Annotated in this window: 18 protein-coding genes; all 18 read left to right on the forward strand. The window is 59.7% G+C overall.

Features of this window, described 5'->3' with window-relative positions; genetic code table 11:
* Positions 1-199: 199 nt before the first annotated feature.
* On the forward strand, positions 200-766 hold the full coding sequence (locus VR74_RS08025; protein WP_045695777.1) for an antirestriction protein ArdA: 567 nt from the start codon (positions 200-202) through the stop codon (positions 764-766).
* Positions 767-769: 3 nt separating this feature from the next.
* Positions 770-1,246, forward strand: a complete 477-nt coding sequence (locus VR74_RS08030; RefSeq protein ID WP_045695779.1) for a hypothetical protein — start codon at positions 770-772, stop codon at positions 1,244-1,246.
* A gap of 35 nt (positions 1,247-1,281) precedes the next feature.
* Positions 1,282-3,261, forward strand: a complete 1,980-nt coding sequence (locus VR74_RS08035; RefSeq protein WP_051615562.1) for a ParB/RepB/Spo0J family partition protein — start codon at positions 1,282-1,284, stop codon at positions 3,259-3,261.
* A 453-nt stretch (positions 3,262-3,714) separates the two neighbouring features.
* Positions 3,715-4,038 (forward strand): DUF736 domain-containing protein, encoded by a 324-nt coding sequence (locus VR74_RS08040; protein ID WP_034744474.1) that lies wholly within the window; start codon positions 3,715-3,717, stop codon positions 4,036-4,038.
* A 243-nt stretch (positions 4,039-4,281) separates the two neighbouring features.
* Positions 4,282-4,497, forward strand: coding sequence for a helix-turn-helix domain-containing protein (locus tag VR74_RS08045; RefSeq protein ID WP_045695780.1), 216 nt, complete (start codon positions 4,282-4,284; stop codon positions 4,495-4,497).
* A gap of 81 nt (positions 4,498-4,578) precedes the next feature.
* Positions 4,579-5,319 carry a S26 family signal peptidase gene (locus VR74_RS08050; protein ID WP_146740240.1) on the forward strand — a complete coding sequence of 247 codons (741 nt, stop codon included), beginning with the start codon at positions 4,579-4,581 and terminating at the stop codon, positions 5,317-5,319.
* Positions 5,316-7,220 (forward strand): DUF3363 domain-containing protein, encoded by a 1,905-nt coding sequence (locus tag VR74_RS08055; protein WP_034741820.1) that lies wholly within the window; start codon positions 5,316-5,318, stop codon positions 7,218-7,220. The genes VR74_RS08050 and VR74_RS08055 overlap by 4 nt, the downstream gene beginning before the upstream one ends.
* Before the next feature lie 218 nt (positions 7,221-7,438).
* Positions 7,439-7,954, forward strand: a complete 516-nt coding sequence (locus VR74_RS20680; RefSeq protein ID WP_146740241.1) for a hypothetical protein — start codon at positions 7,439-7,441, stop codon at positions 7,952-7,954.
* 96 nt (positions 7,955-8,050) lie between these two features.
* On the forward strand, positions 8,051-11,143 hold the full coding sequence (locus tag VR74_RS08060) for an N-6 DNA methylase (protein WP_034741808.1): 3,093 nt from the start codon (positions 8,051-8,053) through the stop codon (positions 11,141-11,143).
* The gene (locus VR74_RS08065; protein WP_034741805.1) at positions 11,140-11,814 is read left to right on the forward strand and encodes a hypothetical protein; all 675 of its coding nucleotides are present in this window, start codon (positions 11,140-11,142) and stop codon (positions 11,812-11,814) included. Before VR74_RS08060 ends, VR74_RS08065 begins: the two co-directional genes overlap by 4 nt.
* A gap of 278 nt (positions 11,815-12,092) precedes the next feature.
* Positions 12,093-14,156 (forward strand): IncP-type conjugal transfer protein TraG, encoded by a 2,064-nt coding sequence (gene traG, locus VR74_RS08070; protein WP_051615497.1) that lies wholly within the window; start codon positions 12,093-12,095, stop codon positions 14,154-14,156.
* The gene (locus tag VR74_RS08075; RefSeq protein WP_045695782.1) at positions 14,153-14,614 is read left to right on the forward strand and encodes a hypothetical protein; all 462 of its coding nucleotides are present in this window, start codon (positions 14,153-14,155) and stop codon (positions 14,612-14,614) included. The genes traG and VR74_RS08075 overlap by 4 nt, the downstream gene beginning before the upstream one ends.
* Positions 14,607-15,632 carry a P-type conjugative transfer ATPase TrbB gene (trbB, locus tag VR74_RS08080; RefSeq protein WP_112074349.1) on the forward strand — a complete coding sequence of 342 codons (1,026 nt, stop codon included), beginning with the start codon at positions 14,607-14,609 and terminating at the stop codon, positions 15,630-15,632. The genes VR74_RS08075 and trbB overlap by 8 nt, the downstream gene beginning before the upstream one ends.
* Complete coding sequence (locus VR74_RS08085; protein WP_034815832.1) at positions 15,629-15,940, forward strand: TrbC/VirB2 family protein; 312 nt, start codon at positions 15,629-15,631, stop codon at positions 15,938-15,940. The genes trbB and VR74_RS08085 overlap by 4 nt, the downstream gene beginning before the upstream one ends.
* Positions 15,940-16,212, forward strand: a complete 273-nt coding sequence (locus VR74_RS08090; RefSeq protein WP_034741973.1) for a VirB3 family type IV secretion system protein — start codon at positions 15,940-15,942, stop codon at positions 16,210-16,212. The genes VR74_RS08085 and VR74_RS08090 overlap by 1 nt, the downstream gene beginning before the upstream one ends.
* Entirely contained in the window at positions 16,206-18,635 is a 2,430-nt protein-coding gene (gene trbE / locus VR74_RS08095; protein ID WP_034741976.1) for a conjugal transfer protein TrbE, read from the forward strand. The genes VR74_RS08090 and trbE overlap by 7 nt, the downstream gene beginning before the upstream one ends.
* Positions 18,620-19,345 carry a P-type conjugative transfer protein TrbJ gene (gene trbJ / locus VR74_RS08100; RefSeq protein ID WP_045695787.1) on the forward strand — a complete coding sequence of 242 codons (726 nt, stop codon included), beginning with the start codon at positions 18,620-18,622 and terminating at the stop codon, positions 19,343-19,345. The genes trbE and trbJ overlap by 16 nt, the downstream gene beginning before the upstream one ends.
* A 4-nt stretch (positions 19,346-19,349) precedes the next feature.
* Positions 19,350-20,193: P-type conjugative transfer protein TrbL (gene trbL / locus VR74_RS08105; RefSeq protein ID WP_045695789.1), on the forward strand; the 844-nt coding region annotated here is incomplete at its 3' end.

Raw genomic sequence — 20,193 nt, forward strand, 5'->3', positions numbered from 1 at the left:
GAGGGGGCGGACGGCGCGTCTGCCCGGGCGCGGCCCGCGCGCAAGGCGCCGGTGACCTGGGTCCGCCGGTTCTTTCCGTGCCTCCTACCTTTCCGCCTTGCCCCCGGCCCTCATACGCCCGGGCGCCCGCACCTTTCGTCCGCCCCCTCCCGCCTGCCGGGAAAGGCACGCGGGCGAGGTTCAATTTTGCGAGGCTGACATGACCCCTTCACACGAGACTCCCGCTCCCCTTGGAACAGCGACCGGACCAGATTTGCGGGACACGCCCCGCATCTATGTCGCCTGTCTTGCCGCGTATAATAATGGACGGCTCCACGGGGCGTGGATCGACGCGACAGAACCGGACGAGATGATGCAGGGCGTCCGCGCCATGCTGGCGGCGTCGCCTGAACCGGGTGCGGAGGAATGGTCAATTCATGACTATGAGGGGTTCGAAGGCGCGCGCATTTCCGAATATGCCTCCTTCGAGACAGTTTGCGCCCTTGCGGACTTCATCACCGAACACGGGAGCCTTGGAGCGAAACTCTACCGCGAATTCGGCGATGACCTTGAACAGGCTCACGCCGCGTTTGAAGACTATGCAGGCGAATATCGCAGCGCCGCAGACTTTGCCGAGGAAGTGACGCGCGACAGCGGGACAGAGATTCCGGCCTCGCTCGATTACTATATCGACTGGACCGCGCTTGCCCGCGACATGGCGATGAATGGCGAGATCATGGTGTTCCAGACGGGCTTTGATGAAGTCCACATTTTCTGGAGCCGCTGAGTCATGGCGTTCCGGGAGAGATTTGACCGCTATGTGTGCGAGGGCGACAGCATTGCCGTCGAGATTGACGGCTTTCGCGTCACCGCGCGGATCGTCCGCGACGACTGTCCGGATAGTCCAGACGAGCGCCAGGACGGATTCTGGCCATCGCTCAATATTGGCGACCCGGGATTTATCGGACCCGGAAACAATTTCCGCGAGCGGCTGACGAAGGCGCAAGCAGACGCCGAAGCCGTCATGGACGCGTGGCGCAAGGATGAGTGGTTCTATTGCGGAATCGTGCTCGCCATTGAACGCGAAAGCGTGGAACTGGAATCTCATGCCGCCAGCATCTGGGGTATAGAGGCCAACGATCCGAGGTCGGAGAACGCCTACCTGACTGAAGTCGCATGCGAACTGCTCCCCGAAGCCTTGCAAGCCGGGCACAGAGCCTTAGCGCGTTTGATGGCGTCCGCACCTGCACGGGTCGCGCAGGCATGAGCGCGCTGGATGACCTATTAGGGCCACGTCCGCACATGACCCTCGTCATAGAGGAGTCCCGCGTCGTCGAAATCTGGGTCGATGGCCGCGCGCCGCTGATTGGCCTGCATGACTATGACTGGGGCGAGACCGATCCGGACGCAAACCGCGACGCGGAAGGCCTCCCCTTCAGCCCGATCAACTGGAAAGGCCCGGCATGGGCGCTTGGCCTTTCACTTTACCCGCCAGAACAGGAGGACAATCCCATGGCACAACCCGCACTGAAAACACTTCCCCTTGAGCAACTCCATATCAGCAAGCTCAACATGCGGCACAACCGCAAGGCGCCTGATGTCTCCGACATCTTGCCCTCCATCCGGGAGAAAGGAATCCGCCAGACACTTCTGGTGCGCCCCGAAGGTGATGGCTATGGCGTCGTCGCGGGACGGCGGCGCTTCCATGCCTTGCAGGTCATTGCCGCTGAGACCGGCAAGTCAATCGCCGTCCCGTGCGCAATCATGGAAGCGGATGACGACGCCGCAGCGGTGGAGGCCTCGCTCATCGAAAATGTCGCCCGCCTGCCCGCCACGGAAATGGAGCAATACAATGCGTTCGGAAAGCTGGCGCATGCAGGCCGGACGGTGGAAGAGATTGCCGGACATTTCGGGGTCACGGACCTGAAAGTCCGGCGTATCCTCGCCCTCGCCAATCTCTCCAGCCCGATCCGTGCGCTTTACGCCAAAGACGAAATCGACCCGGAGACAATCCGCGCGCTCACACTTGCTACGAAGGACCAGCAGGCAGACTGGCTGGCCCTGTTTCGAAGTGAAACAGAGCGCGCGCCCATGGGCCGCGCCTGCAAGGCATGGATCACGGGCGGGGCCACCATCACGACCGACAAGGCGCTGTTTGATCTGGCGATCTATGAAGGCAAAGTGGCAGCTGACCTCTTCGGTGAGACAGGTGTCTTCGCAGAGGCCGACACGTTTTGGAAAGCCCAATCGGCAGCGCTTGCGGCCAAGGTCGAGACCTACATTGACGCCGGGTGGCGCAATGTAGAGGTTCTCGAACGCGGGAAATATTTTGCCAGTTGGGAGTATTTGAAGCGCCCCCGGACGAAGGGCGGCAGCGTGATTGTCGAAGTCCGCGATGATGGCACTGTGACCTTCCATGAGGGCTACATTACGCAGGCCGAAGCCCGGAAACTGGAGAAGCGCGCAAGGCCGGACGGTGATGCGGAAGCAGCCGACACCAAGCCCGAAATGTCCGGGCCGCTCGCACAATACATTGCCCTCCACCGCCATGGCGCAGCGCGTACAACCTTGCTTGGACACCCTGGAATCGCCCTCCGGCTGATGGTGGCGCATGCCATGGTCGGGTCCGCTCTTTGGACTGTCAGGCGGCACGACTTCCTCGCCCGGAAGGAGGACATACAGGCCAGCGTGGAGGCATCACGCGCCGCCGCAGAAATGCGGGCCGCCGGGGACCATGTCCGCAGCCTGTTTGACGCCCATGGGGTCGCATCCCTGCGCGCAAACGGGGACGCCTATCACCTCAGCGAGGTCTTTGCGGCGCTGCTCGAAATGAACGATGCGGAAACCCTGACCGTGCTGGCTTTTGTGATGGCGGATACGCTGGAAGCGGGCGGCCCGGTTGTGGAAGCCGTCGCTGTCGCCACCGAAACCGACATGGCCGCTTACTGGAAGCCGGAGCGTGTCTTCCTTGATCTCGTTCGGGACAAGCGCGCCATTAACGCCATGGTGGCAGACATTGCGTCTCCATCGACGGCGAAAGCAGCGCTCACAGACACGGGCAAAGCCCAGAAGGAACTGGTCTGGAACCGGATCACTGGCGAAGAGTGTGAGGCCAATCCGGGCTGGCGTCCGGGATGGATGCAGGTGCCGCCTACGCGCCTTGTTACAAACGCAGGGTCGCCGCCAGCAGATGCATGGGTCCGGATCGCCAGCCTGTTTACCTCTGGCGAGGACGAAGCTTCTCCCGAAGACCAGTCTGTCGCAGAGCAGGACGCCGCCTGACATGTTGCAGTCTCCTTGTCCGTGGAAGCGAAAGCCGTTCGGCAGCATGCCGGGCGGCATTTCCACATGCTTCTACCGGATGAGTGTGTACTCCTGCGGTTCAGATCAAGACAGATGCGCCTCCGAAAAATCGCCCGTCTGTGGGTTTCTTTTTGCCTCCGAGTGCGATTGCCAAAGCGGTCTGTTCCGCTCTCCGCTTGCCCCGAAAGACCCCTTGTTCCCGTCTATTGCCGTGTGACCTGGACGACACGAAACGGCCCTGAAACCGGACAGTCCCACGAATTTCCCCGCCGCTTTGCGGCTCCTCGCGAGACAAATTCATGCGCCTGTCCGGTGCTCCGCTTTGCTGCGCCCTTGCAGGTTCAGGCCCGCCCCGCGCCGTCCGGGCGGTCCGGCGTCGACGGGGACAAGGTGTCCCTCGAAGACAGCCACGGAAACGAAAAGGAGACCCCCATGGCAAACGCACTCGGATATGTCAGCGAAACCAAAACCGGCTTCGAAGGCGCCCTCGCAATGATGAACCTCTCAGCCGCCATCCGCATCGAAAAGAACGCGGACAAAGCTGAAGAGGCCCAGCCGGACTACCGCATCTTCGCCGGTGAGACCGCGACCGAAATCGGCGGCGGCTGGATGCGCAAGGCAAAGTCTTCCGGCCGCGAATACGTCTCCCTGACCCTCGCAGATCCGCAGATTGGCCCGCGCCGCATCTACGCGAACCTCGCACCGGTCAAAGGCAAGAAAGGCCGCCACGTGATCCTCTGGAACCCCAAGGACTAGCCCCGCACTCATCGCCAAACTGGCCGCTCCGGAGATCATTCCGGGGCGGCTTCTGGCATGTTTAATTCGCTCGATAGAGGGGCATCTGTATGCTTACGAAGTCATGCGCGCTGCGCATGGTTAAACAGGGTATCGCCGCGGAGCCGCATATCTTCGTGACTCCCAATTAGAATTTTCTTTTGTTTTCTGGGACGTGTTGAAGCCGCCACGTTGATCTGTGCCCGGCAAGACGGGGTACGGGGAATGAACGAGGCAAAAGGACGTCCAAGTCCTTTCCTGACGACGAAAGAGGCGGCGGCTTATCTGCGTATCACGGTTCGCACGATGGAGAACTGGCGCTGGTCGAACAATGGACCGCAATACAGAAAACATGGCGGCACCGTCGTCTATCATGTCGATGATTTGAATGATTATTCGACCGTCTGGAATAGGTCCCGGGGAGGCGGTCATGGCGCTTGAAATCAGGGCATTGAGAACAGATTCAATCACATTGTCGATGGCCAATTGGAGACTTCTTTCGAGCAACTGGAGGGGCTTTTCATGAGCCTCCGCGCAGTATTTTGGAGCGGTATTTCTGTGCTCGGAGTGGCATTGACAGGCCTTCCGGCGACTGGTGTTTTACCGCCCATATTACTCTACAATCCGAGCGAAAGTGCTCCGCTTGGGTGGTATCGCGTCGAACCTTTGGAGGTGATTTCGCGGGGTGATCTGGTTGTCTCGAACCTGCCAGAGGCCGCTTCGAGACTCGCGATCCAGAGGCGCTATCTTGCGCCAGGCATCCCCGTCATCAAGAACGTCCGGGCGCTCGAAGGCGACACGGTTTGTGAGATCAAGGGTGTGTTACAGATCAACGGGACTTCGACTGTCCGCCTGCTATCAACAGATAGTATGGGACGCGCCCTGCCGTCTCCCTGGACGGGCTGCAGGCAGCTTCAGGCAGAAGAGGTTCTGCTCCTTTCTGATCGCACACCGGATTCCTTTGATGGACGGTATTTTGGAGCGGTCAGGGAGGGCGACATCATTGGTCGTGCGGTGTGGATAGGCGGTGATCGGAAGGAGCATGCAGAAGGGTTGATTGGGAAAAATGGGGACAGATCGGAATGCAAGATAAAAGCTCATGGAGCCAATGAGGGTCTATCACCTTGTCTGCACATCGATTTTTATGGTTCCATGCCTCAGTGTGTAGCTCTGTGGTTTGATGGAATCCTCAGCAAGGACTACAGATTGGCATGGTTCCATTCGCAGAAACTGGCCTGTTTTCCGCTGGATCGGTTCAAATGAGCACGCCGCAGGACAATCCCTTCACTCCCAGACCTGGCAGGATTCGGTCTGCCGGATCAGGGGGGCGCGCGAAGACCTATCTGACGCGGATGACGAAGGCGCTGTCGTCCGTCGGCGGCGTTCGCCGCACTACCCTTCCCGCCCGGCCCCGTATCGGTGCACGCGGTGGGCAGAGGCGCGTCATCGTCAAGGCACGCATTGTGCGCATGTCGGCATCGAGCGTGGCGGCACTGGCAGCCCACATCGGATACATCCGGCGCGACGCAGCGCTGGAAGAGAAGGATCGCGGGAAACTGTTTGACGCCATGAGCGAGGATGCCAACGCGTCCGATCTCGTCAAATCCATTACCGAAGACAGGCATCATTTCCGGTTCATTGTTTCGCCCGAAGACGGCGCCGAAATGGCAGACCTCAAGCCCTTCGTCCGTGATCTCGTCTCGCAGATGGAAACCGATCTGGGGACGCGGCTCGAATGGGTCGGCGCAGTCCACCATGATACGGGCCGGCCGCATGCGCATTTGGTCATCCGGGGGCGGCGTGAAGATGGCTCTGACCTTGTCATGCCGCGGGCGTATATTTCGCATGGGATCCGGGAGCGGGCCGAGGACCTTGTAACGCTGGAACTCGGGCCTGAAACTCGGCTCGAGCAGGAGCGCAAACTTCAATCGGATATCGCTGCCGAGCGCGTGACACGGATCGATCATTTTATCGCGCGTCAGGTAGGTCCCGAACAGGAATTTCGGTTGAAGGATAGTCCTTCACAGTATCGTACTTTGCATGCCGCGCGGCTGCGGACTCTGGAACGGCTTGGGCTTGCAGAGAAACTCGGAGCTGGACGCTGGCAGATGAAGGAGAATTTCCGCGAGGTTTTGCGGGGCTTGTCGGAAAGGCACGACATCATCAAGACGATGAACCGTGCTCTTGCCGGACGCGGTGACCGGCGGCTCGATACGGACGCTATCTTCGACAAGTCCGATCCCGGCGGGCGGAGCGTGACGGGCGTGGTTCTTCAGACGGGTCTTACGGGTGAAGCGCATGACCGGACCTATGTCATCATCGACGGTCTGGATGGGCGCGCCGTGTTTGTGGAGCTGGGTGTCGCCGGCGAGGTCGAGGAAGTAAAGCGCGGGGCGATTGTGACGGTGTCTCCGCCGAACATTGAACCGAAGCCGTCAGACATCACGATTGATCGGATCGCACGCGCGAATGGTGGGAGCTATTCGGCAGGTCTGCACCAGGCGGACGATCCCCGATACAGCCCGGAATTTGTCGCGGCTCATGTGCGACGGCTGGAGGCTTTGCGGCGGGCTGGTCATGCAGAGCGTTCAGCTGATGCGGAGTGGAAGGTTCCACCGGATTATCTAGACCGAGCGAGTTCGTACGAGCGGGCACAGGCGCGGTTACGGGCGGCGCAGGTGTTAGTTCGCTCGGAGCTTGGCTTGGCAGATCAGGAAACGGCCCTTGGTGTGACCTGGCTGGATGACGTCCCTGCCCCGTCTGGCGTGCCGCTCGGATTCGGAAAAGAGGTGGCTGAGGCGCAGGTGAAGCGACGGGCGTTTCTGACGGGGATTGGAATGAAGGTAGCGGCTGGCACTGGCTTGTCTGCGGCACAGAAGACGGAGTTGATGAAGCGAGATTTCGCGCGAGCTGCCCGGACGCTGAGCGTAGAGATCGGTAAGCCATATTCGCCAGCGCCGGAACGAGGACATGTCGATGGTACGTATCGCGAGCATGTGTCTCGGGTGAGTGGGAAGTTCGCGGTGATTGAGCGGCAGAGGGATTTTACGATTGTACCTTGGCGGCAGGTGCTGGAGCAGCGGCGCGGGATGGCCGTGTCGGGTGTCGTGCGCGGGGGACGGATTTCGTGGGCGCTGGGGCGCGGGATTGGAATAGCGGATTAATATTGGTAGCACTAGTTTGGCCAGTGCCTCCATTACTATTTGAGCCAATCATTCTTTGTGTATGCAATCCGAACTTAGATGGCGACGCGCAGCGTGAACGCCGCCCTTCCGCGCCGCCACACCAAGGCTCTGTTCGTCCATTAGACTTTACTCAGGAGAACGAGTCCTTTACCCACTCTTAACTAAGAATGGGCAGAAGACCCATTTCCGAGGGCCACGTGATTTACGTATCAACATCCAAGGTAATCGAATTGACTGGCTTGTCCGCTGTGGTTCTGCGCGAGTGGACGCGGCGCCGTGCGCTAATACCCGCAGATATACCCGCAGCCGGAAAGGGCAATGCGGCAAAGTTCAGTTGGAGAACAGTACTCATCATTCGGATTGCCAATCAGCTGAAAGAGGAGTTTCACCTACAACTCCAAGCCCATGCGCCGCAGTTTTCCGAGTTACGTGAGGTGCTTTCAGAACATTCATTTCTGGCGCTTTATGGAACCGCCATTGTTTGCAGCCCAAGCGAACCGTGGAGATTATCGCGGGCCGATGAGTTTGGCCCGACTTGTGCCTTTCTCAAACTACCTCTTCATGACCATCTGGAAGCCATTTGCGGAGCGTTCGGTAAAGCAAGCCCACGAACACGATCGCAACAGTTTGACTTATTTCCGGCAACCGAAATCAGAACTATGCGAGTCGACTTTGAGCGTAGCGGGCGTGATGTCGGACGGAGGCAAGCATGAAACGTGCGCCCCGTGCAGTCAAATGGCTACCGAATCACTGGCAAATGTTCGTCTTTTGTTCTATGCCGTTAGGCACTAGTCCAACAGGTTTCCCCAATGACTGACACGATCTTCGACGAATGGCTCCGACGTCTCGGTTATGCCGATTTTGGAAAGTCTCTCCATCGTAGCGCTGCCGATGTCGACCCGCGCCACCCATATGCGCCAGAATTGAATGCTCTGCTTGCCGAGGACGGTTCGATTCGTGCCCGGGCTGTGTTCGATGTTGACGGCGTCCCTACCGTGGTTTTCGTAAGTGGAGATGGAACTCCGCTTACGAAGGTAGAGCTTAACCATGTTCGGCAGCGTGTGTGGAATCAGAACCTAGCGCAAATCATCTTGGAAATTGACAGTGACCGGGTATTGGTTCGACCGGTTATCAAGGCTCCGGATTCACTAGAAATTGTCACTGCGGAAGAAGCACGTCCAGACGGGCCTTTCTCCGGTTTCGACGTATCCTCAAACAGTCTCGCACGCCGTCTCCCAGAATGGTTCGACGCTGGGGATCGGGTTGATCGCATGCTTCTCACAAACTTGTCGGTTTGTGTGCGCGAGGTGGCGCAGGCTGGTTACGGCGAGCTACCAGTAGACGATTTTTCTCGACGTCTGGCTGAATTACTCATGGGTCAGGTGCTGTTCGTTTCCTATCTTGAACATCGCGGCATAGTCAGCGACGTATATCGCTCTCACCATAAGGTTGGACGCCTGCATCAGTTGGTTACAGAACGCGACATTGGCGGAGTGCGCCGCCTTATTGACAGGCTCAAAGAAGACTTCAACGGAGACTTCCTAAGCGATGACCGACACGATCCATGGCAGTCTCTCAATGCTTTTGGATTTGAAGCGCTGGAACGTTTTCTTAACCGCACCGATATGAGTACCGGCCAAGGCGACTTTTGGAACTACGATTTTAGTCTGATTCCCGTCGAGTTGCTGTCGGGACTCTATGAGTCCTTTCTTTCAGAAGACGTACAATCGTCAACAGGCGCCTATTACACGCCACGCCACCTAGCAATGCTGGCTGTTGACCAGGCTTTCAGCGCGTCGGCCGATCCACTGCAGGAGACAGTGTTCGATGGCGCGTGTGGCTCTGGAATTCTTTTGACAACAGCTTTTCGCCGGATGATCGCACTGACAGAAGCACGCGAGGGTTCGCCGCTTAGTTTCAAGCAACGCCGCCAGTTGCTGGCCAGGCACATCTTTGGCGCAGATATCAATGAAATGGCATGTCGTGTGACGGCGTTCAGTCTATATCTATCCCTATTGGAGGGCCTTGATCCGTCAGATATCCGCGAAGCACAGAGCAAAGAGCGAGTGAAACTCCCTACGCTGAAAGGGGTGAATCTTCTGTTCGGAGCCACAGGTGACTTTTTTAGCCCGGACCACGGATTCAACGGTCGCACATTTTCTCTTGTCCTTTCCAACCCTCCATGGATCGAGCCACGCGGCAGCGACGTGACGAGCGCCGACATTTGGGCACAACAGATGAAGGCCCCCGTAGGACATCGGCAAGTTGCTGCGGCGTTCTCAATCAGAGCCTTGGAGTTTCTCTCCGACGGCGGGCGCCTTTGCTTGATCCTTCCAATTAATTTGTTTCTCGGGCCATCGAAGCAGTCCTTCGTGAAACATCTATTCGAGACTGCTCGTCCAATCCGGTTGATCAACTTCGGTGATTTTCAAAATTTACTCTTTCCTTCCGCCGAACACACTTGCCACGTGCTATTGGCTGAAAAGCGCAACTCCCGTCCAGTGGTGATCGCTGTTGAGGAACGGTTTGACTACTGTGTGCCGAAGGCTGACATGAGTTTGGCCTACGGTCGCTTGACACTTTCTTCCAACGATCGCCATAGCGTTGCGACACGGGCAGTAATCGACCAGCAAGATATCCTAACTGTATTCATGTGGGGTGACGCGTTCGACCAATCCTTACTCCATCGACTTGGGGTGTTCGGAGAACTCGGCGATTATTGGAGTGGCCCGAAAAAAACAAGGCGCTGGCAAGCACGCAAAGGCATTCACATAATAGATCGGCAACGTGAGCCAGTGAGCGCAGAGCCTCTCCGAGGAATGCCCCATGTCGCCACAACCGCACTGGGCGCTGGTGTCCCCGTACTGCATCCTGATCTATTACAGCCTTGGCCCGAGGAGATTGATCAAGTAAGCCACATTTCTGACGAAGTCCTTGAAGTCTTCAAAGGTCCACGCATTCTGTATACTGATGGATTTTCCAAAGAAGATCTTTCAGTTCGGGCTGCGTACACTGAAAGCACAGCGAGTTTTACGGCGAGTGTGGGTGTTATTTCAGGCCCCCACGACGACGCCCGTCTCCTACGCTTCGTAGCAGCCTATTTGCGTTCGACGTTGGCTCGATATGTCCTTATGTTCCGATCCTGGACAATGTTGTGCGAGCGAAATGCGGTCCGGCTAGTAGACATCGGCGGTTTCCCATTCCACGAACCTGAGAATGCGGATAAGCCTGAGGTAGCACGTAGGGCGTTCGATAGAACGGTCGAGTTGATGCTTAAACTGGAAGGTTTGCCAGATTTAGAGCAACGCCGCGCATATGAAGATATGGAATCGGAAATCGACGAGCACCTGTTCGACTATTTTGCAATTGATGCCTTCGAACGAGCAATCATCTCCGAAACGGTGGCGCTTCTTTTGCCATCAATCCGACCGCGTAGCTTCGGTAATCTTGACACACCAGCTCAAACTCGCGCCGGTCTTTCTGACGTTCGTTCCTATGTTCGTGCACTCGCGACGGCACTCGACGTCTGGATAGCCCGCACAAACGGCAATGGACGTTTTGATGTTTCTGCTCTTTCAAGCTCCGCACACGCTGCGGGCGGAATGGGAGCAATTAGGATTTATTACAAACAGAACAATTCTCTCCGCTCGAAAGCAAATGCACGCAGCGACAGCGATGCCTTGATGGCATTGCTTAATCAGGCCCGCGCCGACGGATTTGGCCGGGTCTCTGCCGGGTTCGGCCTTGGACTAGCGCCTGATGCTTTTGTGTGGACCGACGACGCGTTGATAATCGCCAGGCCCCTGACCCGGCGCAACTTCTCATTACGACAGGCGTTCCGCGATGCCGAAACAATTGTCGAACAAGTTCAATTCAACAACGCAGCAGCGAAGGTCGCATGACTATCGGAGGGGCGCCGCCGGACTGGATTTCCGCATTTCCGCGGCAACCGGTAGAAGCTGCTGCTGCAACGCTTCAGCAAGCGTGGCAGGAACTTGTTCGCCGTAACGCGCCAGGCTTCCAACCGAAAGATCGAGAAGATCGCCTCACTGCAAAATTAAAGTTTCATTGTGATACTGTAGCTCGCAAACGCGGATTGTTGGGATCTTGGAGTGCCGAAAACAAGGTCGGAAATCTTGATGTCGAGTCCGGAGATATCATCTGGCAAAAGCGCACGGATATCTCTTTTCATTGGAACGACGACCAACAAACCATGGTGTTCGTATTTGAATTCAAAAAAGTCAGCCATACAGTGACGAGCCGAAAGGCATACCTGGGTGATGATGGTATGGGCCGTTTCGTAGACGGATATTACAGCCAAGATGAAACTGCAGCAGCTATGGTAGCGCTACTAACAGGTCCCGAAGAAAAAATTGTGCCCAACCTCCAGCACTCCTTAAGCGATGGATCATACGAGGCGAAACTTCGACAGCGCAAGAACGGTAGCAGCAAGCTAATCACTCAGCCATCACAAGTAATCGCGCTGGCTGCCTTCGACACAGACCATGATCGCTCGAACAATCGCGCACCCATACGCTTAGCGCACATATTTCTCGGCTGGCCTACTCCTTAGTCTTAGCTACGTGGCAATCCCGCGTACGGCTGTTGTTGGACCGTACGCCAACGTCGATTGTTGATCAGAGTACTAAGCCTGCCATTCTTTGCCGATAATACGAATACTGTCGACAATTTGCTTAACGGGCTAGCGATCCCCAAAGAAATTGGATCCCACAAATTCTTCCCGGCACTTCACCCACACCACTCACCAGTTCCGAAATCTTCAGAATACCCCCTGATTTCCCCCAATTTCCTCTCTGGAGACTGAGGCGATGATTGGTCAGGTTCAGTGTCATGAAACATGGCACGAACCTCTTCTGGCAGATCCTCCTTGTCTTGCTCGTCGTCCTCCTGGCGCTTTGGTGCGCGACGGAGTGGACAGCGTGGTCGCTTGGCTGGTCACCCCGGCTTGGTGAACCCTTCTTCGTCATCCTCGACATGCCGGTGTACGTGCCCTGGGCCTTCTTCGGCTGGTGGTACGCGTTCGATGCTTACGCGCCGGATGTGTTTGACCGGGGCGGACTTATCGCCGCTTCGGGCGGTGTCGCGGCCATCGTGATCGCGGTAACTGGGTCGATCCTCCGCGCACGCTGGGACAAGCGGGTCTCAACGTTTGGCTCTGCGCGCTGGGCGGAAGGCAAGGATTTGCGTAAGTCCGGACTTTTGAAGCCAGCCGGCGTGTTCCTGGGCCAAGCATCAGGATCCTATCTCCGCCATGACGGACCCGATCATGTCATGGCCTTTGCGCCGACCCGCTCCGGCAAGGGCGTGGGCCTTGTTGTCCCGACGCTCCTCTCCTGGCCGCATTCTGTTCTGGTGCACGACATCAAGGGCGAGAATTGGCAGTTGACCTCAGGCTGGCGCTCGGAGTTTTCCCACTGCGTGCGGTTCGACCCGACCGACGTGGTCTCGGCGCATTTCAATCCCCTGATGGAAGTGCGTAAGGGGCATTGCGAAGTGCGCGACGTCCAGAACATTGCCGATATTCTCGTGGACCCTCAGGGCAAGCTCGGAGATCTCGGGCACTGGGTCGACAAGGCGAACTCCCTGCTCGTCGGCGTGATCCTGCACGTCCTTTATGCCGAGCGCGAGAAGACGCTGGCGCGCGTATCGAGCTTCCTTGCCGATCCCGACCGGACATTCCGCACGACGCTGTCGATCATGCTCCGGACAAACCACCTTGGGACCAGCGATGCGCCAAAGGTTCATCCCGTCGTCGCCGAGACAGCCCGAGAATTGATGAACCAGGCGGAGAACGAGCTCTCCGGCGTGCTGTCAACAGCGCTGCGGTTCCTGTCGCTCTATCGCGACCCGGTGATTGCCGAAGTCACCTCGCGGAGCGATTTCCGGATCGAGGATCTGGTGTCCGGCGACCGGCCGCTTTCGCTCTACCTCGTCGTCCCGCCCTCGGACCTTTCGCGGACGAAGCCCCTGATGCGCCTCATCCTCAATCAGGTGGGCCGGCGGCTGACGGAGCATCTCGAGATTCGTCCTTCGGTATTCTCGCGTGGCAGATCGCTTTTGGCGAACATTCTCGGAGTTTGCGGGCTGCTTACGCCGCAGGTTTCTGTGCCGGTCGTAAAGTCCCGTCGGCGTGTCCTGTTCATGCTGGACGAGTTTCCTGCCCTTGGGCGCCTCGACTTCTTCGAAAGCACGCTCGCCTATATGGCAGGCTATGGCCTCAAGGCCTTCCTGATCGCGCAATCCCTCAATCAGATCGAAAAGGCTTATGGCCCCTCGAATGCGATCCTCGACAATTGTCATGTCCGGGTGGCGTTCGCGACAAATGACGAGCGCACGGCGAAGCGGATTTCCGATGCACTCGGCACCAAGACCGAACAGCGGGCCATGAAGAATTATGCAGGCCACCGGCTCGCGCCCTGGCTGTCGCACAAAATGGTGTCGCGTCAGGAAACTGCCCGCCAATTGCTGACGCCCGGCGAAGTGATGCAACTGCCCGCAGACCAGGAACTCGTCCTTGTCGCAGGCTCCCCGCCGGTGCGCGCGCTGAAGCTACGCTATTACGAGGACCAGAACTTCACCGAACGTCTCAAAGACGCCCCTGCCTTCGCGGCCTGTATTCCGGACGTGCGGGTTGATGATTGGGGCAGCGAGGTCCGGTCGATCCATGAAGGCCTGATGCAGGCTGCAGAGCTCGAGCCTGAAGTCGAGGGCCTTGGGCCTCAGAAGGCGCGGGATGCGGCCGAGGATCGCGCGCGGCTTGCAGGCCCCTCGAAGCCAGGCACGGCGCGGCGCAAGGTGTGCAATCCCCTGCAGGCTAGTCTCTTCGACGCCCTCGTGCAGGCTGACAGCCTCGAACAGGCGACCGGCATTGATCTCACGGGGAATGGCCAATGAAGCTCCGGATCCAGCCCTATATCTCGCCAGAGAATTTTCACTGGCTGAAGGCCATGGCCAAACGCCCTGGCCTGTCAGAAAGCACGATCATCGATGGGGCAGTAACGGCCTACCGGGCAGGCGAGTCCGACAATAAGCGCGAAGCCGCCATCAATCGCCGGCTCGACCGACTGACGCGCCAATTCGGGCGGATCGAGCGGGACAATCTCGTCCTTGCCGAAACGCTCGCGACCTTCGTGCATTATTTCCTGACGGTGACGCCGCCGGTGCCGGCCAACCAGGTCGAGGCCGCCCGGGCCAAGGGCGACATGCGGTTTGACCTCTTTGTGAGGCAGGTCGCGGAGGCCCTCAGGTCGGGCCAGCGCATTCTTCAGAATGCCGTTGAGGATGTGACAGCGGACGCGGCCAGTCTTGAGCGCGAGCCCGAACATATGGGCGAGGTGCGGACCGATGCGTGACGTACAAAGCCAGACACGTACCCGCGCCATGCTGATAACGGCATTGGGGAGCGAGATTGTTGCAGCGCTGGACGACCCCGCCGTTGTCGAAATCATGATCAATCCCGACGGCAGGCTCTGGATCGAGCGGCATGGGTCTGGCCGATCCGAATCCGGCCTGGTTGTCACCGCTGGCGATGTCGAACGCGTCATCCGGCTGGTCGCAAGCCATATGGGCCGGCGCGTCGACGCAGCGTCGCCCATCGTGTCAGCAGAGCTGCCAATGGGCGGAGAGCGGTTCGAAGGCGTCCTGCCGCCGGTGGCGCCGGGGCCTTGTTTCTCGATCCGCAAACCAGCGGGACGGGTGGTCGCTTTGGGTGAGTATGTCGCCTCCGGCGTAATGGCACCTCATCACGCCGAAGCCTTGCGGTTGGCGGTCAGGACCCGCGAGAACATTCTCGTCGTCGGCGGCACGGGCTCGGGCAAGACGACGCTTGCCAATGCCCTGCTGGCCGAGATTGCCCGCACTGGGGACCGGCTTGTGATCCTGGAAGATACGCGCGAACTTGTTTCGACAGCCCGCGACTCTGTCCAGCTGCGCACTCAGCCCGGATCAGTAACTCTTGCAGACCTTGTCCGCTCGACCCTGCGCCTCAGGCCAGACCGGATCATTATCGGTGAAGTGCGCGGCGCCGAGGCGCTCGACATGCTGAAGGCCTGGAATACCGGCCATCCGGGCGGCATCGCCACCCTGCATGCCAACTCGGCCCTGGGCGGACTCTCCCGGCTCGAACAGCTGATTGGCGAGACCTCGGCGCAGGTGCCGCACGACCTCATCGCAGAAACAATCGACTGCGTCGTCTACATCTCCCGGCGCGCCGGGGTTCACCGCGTCGAGACAGTCGCGCGCATGAACGGGCTCGGGCGTCAGGGCTATGACCTGATCCCCGTCCAGCCGGACCTGCAGCTCGTCCTGCCGAGCCTGCCCTTTTCCGAACCGCTTCTCTCCACCGCTCCAGAAAGGACACCACCCCAATGAAATACAGACTGATCAAAGCCCTGAGCCTGACGGCTTTTGCCGTCGCGCTCACCTTCCCGGCCCATGCGGCTGGCTCCGGCATGCCCTGGGAAGCCCCGCTGCAATCGATCCTCGACTCCATCGAAGGGCCGGTCGCCAAGATCCTCGCAACCATCGTCATCATCCTGACCGGCCTTGGCCTTGCTTTCGGTGAGAGTGGCGGCGGCATGCGCAAGCTCTTGCAGATCGTGTTCGGTCTCTCGATCGCCTTTGCTGCGACCTCGTTCTTCCTGTCGTTCTTTTCGTTCGGTGGCGGGGCGACGCTCTGATGGCGGACAACCGTCCCCTGCCCCCTGGCTATAGCGTGCCGGTGCATCGCTCTTTGACGGCGCCGATCCTGCTCGCAGGGGCGCCACGGCTGGCGACGATCGTCAATGGTACGCTGGCCGCCGCGCTCGGCATCGGCCTGCAGCTCTGGGGCGTGGGGCTCGTCTTCTGGATCGTGGCGCAGGGCATCTGCGTGTTCGCTGCAAGGCGCGATCCGCAATTTGCCGACGTGCTGATCCGGCACATAAGAACGAGGGGCTATTACGCATGCTGAATCTTCGTGAATATCGCGCCCGCCCGGCTGCGCTCGCCGACCATCTCAAATGGGCCTGCCTGATCGCGCCCGGCATCCTGCTCAACAAGGATGGCAGCTTGCAGCGGACCTGTTTCTATCGCGGACCCGATCTTGAAAGCTCGACACCGGAAGAACTCGTCGCCGTCACAGCCCGCATGAACAATCTCCTCAGCCGGTTCGGGTCAGGTTGGGCGCTGCATATAGAAGCGGACCGGCGACCATCCGTCACCTATCCCGAAAGTTCCTGGCGCGACGCAGCCGCCTGGCTGGTCGATGAGGAACGCCGGGCGGCGTTCGAAGAGCACGGGCGCCACTTCGAGACCGATTGCTACCTGACCCTCACATGGATGCCACCGGCCGACCGGACGGCCCGGATCGAGCAGCTCTTCATCGACGATCCGGCAGACGCTCCAGCTGCGTTCTGGAGCGAGCATCTGGCGCATTTCGAAACCGAAACTTCCCGGGCGCGCGACATGATGGCGGATCTGATGCCGGAGGCGCGGTTCCTGGATGACGATGAGACGCTGACCTACCTGCATGCCTGCATCTCGGTGGCGCGGCAGACGGTGAAGGCACCCTCGCTGCCGATGTGCCTTGATGCGCTCATGGTCGATACGCCGCTGACGGGCGGGCTGTCACCCCGCTTAGGGGACGAAACGCTGAAAGTCCTCACGATCAACGGGTTCCCCGCAACCGGCGAGCCCGGGCTGCTCTCAGAGCTCGACCAGCTCGGCTTTGCCTATCGCTGGGTGACGCGGTTCCTGCCCCTCGACAAGCCCGAGGCCGAAAAGACGCTCAATGCCTATGTCCGCAACTGGTTTGCGAAACGCCGGTCGCTTACCTCTTATTTGCGCGAAATCCTCACCAATGAGCCCGCAACACTCCTCAACTCAGATGCCGACAATCAGGCCGCCGATGCCGACGAGGCCCTGCAGGCGCTCGGCGCAGGCCATGTTGCATTCGGCTATTGCACGACGGCGATTGTCGTTCGGCATGCGGATGCAGCGATCGCCGACGACCAGATCCGCGCCGTCGAGCGCGTGATCCGGGGGCGCGGGTTCACCTGCGTTTCCGAAAGCGTCAATGCCGTCGAAGCCTGGCTCGGCACGCTTCCGGGTGAAGCCTATGCCAATGTCCGCCAGCCGCTACTGAACACGATCAACCTTGCGCATATGGCCCCCTTGTCGGCACTCTGGGCAGGGCCGGAGCGCAACACGCACCTGGACGGCCCGCCGCTCCTGATGGCGCGCTCGGCCAGTGCGACACCGTTCCGGCTGGTCACGCATCAGGGCGATGTCGGACACATGATGGTGGTCGGGCCGACCGGTGCCGGCAAGTCGGTCCTCCTGTCGCTGCTGGCCTTGCAATTCCGACGCTACGCCGACGCGCAGGTGTTCATCTTCGACAAAGGCGGTTCAGCGCGCTGCGCGACGCTCGCCCTTGGCGGGACCTGGTATGAGCTGGGCCTTGAGGGCGACCTGGCGTTCCAACCGTTGCGGGCACTGGATAGTGAAGCCGGGATCGCTGAGGCGCAGGCCTGGGTGCTGGGGCTGATCGCTCAGGAGAATGTCGCGGTCACGCCCGAGGTGAAGCAAGCCGTCTGGACGGCGCTGCAGAGCCTTGGCGCGGCGCCTGTCGTGCAGCGCACACTAACCGGGCTTGCCGCGCTCATCCAGATGCCGGAGCTCCGGCAGGCGCTGGAACCCTATACGCTGGCCGGGCCCTATGGCGCGCTGCTCGACGCCGAAGAAGACAGTCTTGCCAACGGAGACATGCTTTGCTTCGAAATGGACGCGCTGATGCAGGACAAGCGGCTCGCCGCGCCCGTGCTTGCACATCTGTTCACGAAGCTCGAAGCCCGGTTCGACGGCCGACCGACCCTGCTCATCCTCGATGAGGCCTGGCTCTTTCTCGATCATCCGATGTTTGCGGGACGCCTGCGCGACTGGCTGAAGACGCTGCGCAAGAAGAACGTGTCCGTCGTGTGTGCGACGCAGAGCCTGTCGGACATCTCGGCCAGTTCAATAGCCCCGAGCCTGATCGAAAGCGCGCCGACCCGCATCTTCCTCGCCAATGCACGGGCCGAAGAGCCTTCGCAGCGCGCAGCCTATGAGGGTTTTGGCCTCAATGCCCGCCAGGTCGAACTGATCGCACGGGCGACGCCGAAGCGGGATTATTATGTTCAGACTCCGGAGGGCAATCGCCTGTTCGATCTCGACCTCGGGCCCGTCGCGCTCGCCTTCTGCGCTGCCGGTTCCAAAGCCGACCAAAAACTGATCTCCGAGATTCTTACTGCTTCAGGTCCGGACGGGTTCGCGCCGGCCTGGCTTGCGGCGCGCGGACTCCATTGGGCGGCAAACCTGATCGGAACAGAAGGAGACGTGCCATGCGCCGCCGAATGATCGCCATTCTTCTCGGATCCGTATCCTCGCTTGTCGGACTGGCGCCGCCTGCAAACGCCCTGCTCGGCGTGGGCGATGTCGTGATCGATCCGACCAACCTGGTTCAGAACATCGTGACAGCCACCAATACGCTCGAACAGATCAATAATCAGGTCCAGCAACTCCAGCATGAGGCCCAGATGCTGGTGAACCAGTCCGAGGACCTGAAGCGGCTCGACTATGCCTCGATCGAGCACCTGAAGCGCCTGCTCGAACGGATCGACACGCTGATGCGCGAAGCGGGTGAGATGACTTATGAAGTCGAAGAGTCCGAACGCCAGTACCGCGAGGCGTTCCCGGACTCCTATGAAGACCTCTCCAATAAGGAAATCCTTGTCGAAGCCGCAGACCAGTGGCAGATCAGCCGGGAGGCCTTCCGGGCCTCGATCCAGGTCCAGTCCGGGATTGTGACCTCGATTGCGGACGCGCGCGAGACGCTGACAGACCTTGTTGGTGAGAGCCAGGCGGCGACCGGGAACCTGTCCGTCTCCCAGGCCGGCAACCAGCTCGTCGCGCTCTCGGTCGAGCAACAGATGCAGATGCAGCAATTGATGGCCGCGCAATACCGGATGGTGGCGCTCGAAGAATCGCGCCGGGCCGCCATCGAGGAACAGGCCCGCATCCGTCACAAGCGCTTCCGCGGCGACGGCGTCGCCTACAGGCGGAACTAGCGCCATGGAAGATCTTGGCGTCATCGACCAGTTTGTTGCGACCTTCTCCGCCTATATCGACAGCGGGTTCGGTCTCCTGCAGCCGGATGTCGCGTTCCTGACCTCCGCCCTCATCGCGATCGACATCACGCTCGCCGGACTTTTCTGGGCCATGGGGCCGGACACGGATATTGTCGGCCGGTTCCTGAAGAAGGTCCTTTATGTCGGCGCCTTCGCGCTGATCCTCGGCAATTTTGCGCTCCTGTCGGACGTGGTGTTCACGAGCTTTGCACAGCTGGGGCTCAATGCCACTGGCGGCACGATTACCGCCGAGGACATCATGAAGCCGGGATTTGTCGCGGCCACCGGGTTCGATGCGGCTCTGCCCCTGCTCGACGAGATCGAAAAGCTGACCGGTCCGATCGCCTTCTTCCAGAACATCGTCATCATCGCTGTCCTGTTCCTCGCCTGGATCATCACGCTGCTGGCGTTCTTCTTCCTCGCGATCCAGCTCTTCGTCACGATCATCGAGTTCAAGCTGACGACGCTGGCCGGGTTCGTGCTGATCCCCTTTGCGCTCTGGAACAAGACCTCGTTCCTCGCCGAGAAAGTGCTCGGCAATGTCATCGCCTCAGGCATCAAGCTGATGGTGCTGGCGATCATTGTCGGCATCGGCTCGACCATTTTCTCCTCCATTACGTCGACCTTCCAGCCGGACGAGGTGACGCTCGAACAGGCTGCCTCCGTCATCCTTGGATCGCTCTCATTGCTGGCCCTCGGCCTGTTCGGGCCCGGGATCGCCACGGGCCTTGTCTCCGGCGCGCCGCAATTGGGCGCGGGCGCGGCCATCGGTACGGCCGCTGGCGTCG

It is taken from the genome of Hyphomonas sp. BRH_c22, assembly GCF_000961795.1.
Lineage (GTDB): Bacteria > Pseudomonadota > Alphaproteobacteria > Caulobacterales > Hyphomonadaceae > Hyphomonas.

Coding starts and splice junctions, on each gene's coding strand:
- VR74_RS08085 (WP_034815832.1), top strand. CDS start 15,629: ATGAAATACAGACTGATCAAAGCCCTGAGCCTGACGGCTTTTGCCGTC.
- VR74_RS08040 (WP_034744474.1), top strand. CDS start 3,715: ATGGCAAACGCACTCGGATATGTCAGCGAAACCAAAACCGGCTTCGAA.
- VR74_RS08050 (WP_146740240.1), top strand. CDS start 4,579: ATGAGCCTCCGCGCAGTATTTTGGAGCGGTATTTCTGTGCTCGGAGTG.
- VR74_RS08030 (WP_045695779.1), top strand. CDS start 770: ATGGCGTTCCGGGAGAGATTTGACCGCTATGTGTGCGAGGGCGACAGC.
- VR74_RS08025 (WP_045695777.1), top strand. CDS start 200: ATGACCCCTTCACACGAGACTCCCGCTCCCCTTGGAACAGCGACCGGA.
- trbE (WP_034741976.1), top strand. CDS start 16,206: ATGCTGAATCTTCGTGAATATCGCGCCCGCCCGGCTGCGCTCGCCGAC.
- VR74_RS08045 (WP_045695780.1), top strand. CDS start 4,282: ATGAACGAGGCAAAAGGACGTCCAAGTCCTTTCCTGACGACGAAAGAG.
- traG (WP_051615497.1), top strand. CDS start 12,093: ATGAAACATGGCACGAACCTCTTCTGGCAGATCCTCCTTGTCTTGCTC.
- VR74_RS08055 (WP_034741820.1), top strand. CDS start 5,316: ATGAGCACGCCGCAGGACAATCCCTTCACTCCCAGACCTGGCAGGATT.
- VR74_RS08090 (WP_034741973.1), top strand. CDS start 15,940: ATGGCGGACAACCGTCCCCTGCCCCCTGGCTATAGCGTGCCGGTGCAT.
- VR74_RS08035 (WP_051615562.1), top strand. CDS start 1,282: ATGACCCTCGTCATAGAGGAGTCCCGCGTCGTCGAAATCTGGGTCGAT.
- VR74_RS08060 (WP_034741808.1), top strand. CDS start 8,051: ATGACTGACACGATCTTCGACGAATGGCTCCGACGTCTCGGTTATGCC.
- trbJ (WP_045695787.1), top strand. CDS start 18,620: ATGCGCCGCCGAATGATCGCCATTCTTCTCGGATCCGTATCCTCGCTT.
- VR74_RS08065 (WP_034741805.1), top strand. CDS start 11,140: ATGACTATCGGAGGGGCGCCGCCGGACTGGATTTCCGCATTTCCGCGG.
- VR74_RS08075 (WP_045695782.1), top strand. CDS start 14,153: ATGAAGCTCCGGATCCAGCCCTATATCTCGCCAGAGAATTTTCACTGG.
- trbB (WP_112074349.1), top strand. CDS start 14,607: ATGCGTGACGTACAAAGCCAGACACGTACCCGCGCCATGCTGATAACG.